This window comes from Corynebacterium sp. MSK074 (assembly GCF_030229735.1).
GTDB lineage: Bacteria > Actinomycetota > Actinomycetes > Mycobacteriales > Mycobacteriaceae > Corynebacterium.
In genome coordinates this window covers 1-1306 of sequence record NZ_JASPIX010000029.1, presented here as the reverse complement: position 1 = coordinate 1306, position 1306 = coordinate 1, and the positions used below count along the sequence as shown (strand labels likewise).

At 54.7% G+C, this 1306-nt stretch carries 1 protein-coding gene; it reads right to left on the bottom strand.

Annotation, left to right across the window (positions count from 1 at the left end; all coding sequences use genetic code 11):
- Positions 1-30 precede the first annotated feature (30 nt).
- Positions 31-1256, bottom strand: a protein-coding gene (locus QP965_RS11405; RefSeq protein ID WP_100619247.1) for an IS3 family transposase whose coding sequence is annotated in 2 segments (ribosomal slippage) — positions 31-977 and positions 977-1256 — 1227 coding nt in all. Because the reading frame shifts where the segments join, the coding sequence is not laid out codon by codon here.
- Positions 1257-1306: the final 50 nt, after the last annotated feature.

Genomic DNA, 1306 nt, shown 5'->3' with positions numbered 1-1306 from the left:
TGAAGCGTCCTGGGTTTAGTTCCGCTTCTTTTACGGCCCTGTGTTGATGGGCTGGGTGAGATAGTACTCGGTTTCTACTTCCTGTGGGGTGGCGTAGTCCAATGCTTCGTGAAGTCGCTTAGTGTTCCACCAATGCACCCACCGCAAGGTGGCCAGTTCGACTTCTCCGACCGACGTCCACGGGCCCTGGGCATGAATCAGTTCCGCCTTGTAGAGACCGTTGACTGTTTCGGCTAGTGCATTGTCGTAAGAATCGCCGATTGTTCCCACACTCGGGCGGATTCCTGACTCAGCTAGCGCGGTGGAATACTTCAGTGACACGTACTGGCTGCCCCGATCGCTGTGGTGAATTAGTTGGTTTCCATGGATTCGTCCTGCAGTCGTTAACGCATGTTCCAATGCCTCCATGGGCAGCGCATCGGTGCGCATTGTCGAGCGTGTAGCAACACCAACAATTTTTCGGCTGAAGACATCCACGACAAACGCGGTGTAGGCGAATCCTGACAGGGTGCGAACGTAGGTAATGTCGGCAACCCAAAGCCTGCCTGGTGCCTGCGCACGGAAGTTTCGGCGCACTAGGTCCGGGCGATGATCCGGTGTCTTCGGGCTTACCGTTGTTATTGGGGTTCGCCCACGTCTGCGGCCAGAAACACCTGCAAGTTTCATCAGACGTGCGGTCTTGTCGCGACCAATATGAAAGCCTTCGCGGTTCATCGCGTGCCACATTTTGCGGATGCCGTAGACCGAGAAATTCTCCGCATGCACACGCTGTATCTCTGGGATGAGCAGGCTATCGCTTAAGGCTCTTGCGCTGGGAACACGTGTGGTGGCTTTGCGGTAGCCGCGTGAAGTAATGAATCCACGATCTGCTTGTTTAAGGACTCGGCAGATGGCCTCGACCCCAAATTGATCTTTGTACGCGTCGATGTAGGAGATCATTTGGTCGTGGGTCGGTCGAGTTCCGCTGCGAAAAAAGCCGAAGCAGTTTTAAGAATCCCGTTTGCTCGTTTCAGTTCGCGGTTTTCGCGGCGCAGACGCCTGAGTTCTTCTTCCATTGTTTCGCCGCCTGAAGCGTCAGAATTATCGCGTACTGAGGCGCTGTCACGGTACCAGGCCCGCAACGTGTGGTGAGATACTCCAAGCAGCTCACCGACCTCCGTGTAGGCGCGTTGCAGTGAGCAAGACTCCAGGCGGACCATTTCGATGATCTGATGGACCGCCTTCTCCTTGAACTCGACGGAATACTTTCTAGGCATAGTTCAATCCTTCCTTAGCTGAGGTAGGAACTAAACCCAGGACGCTTCAA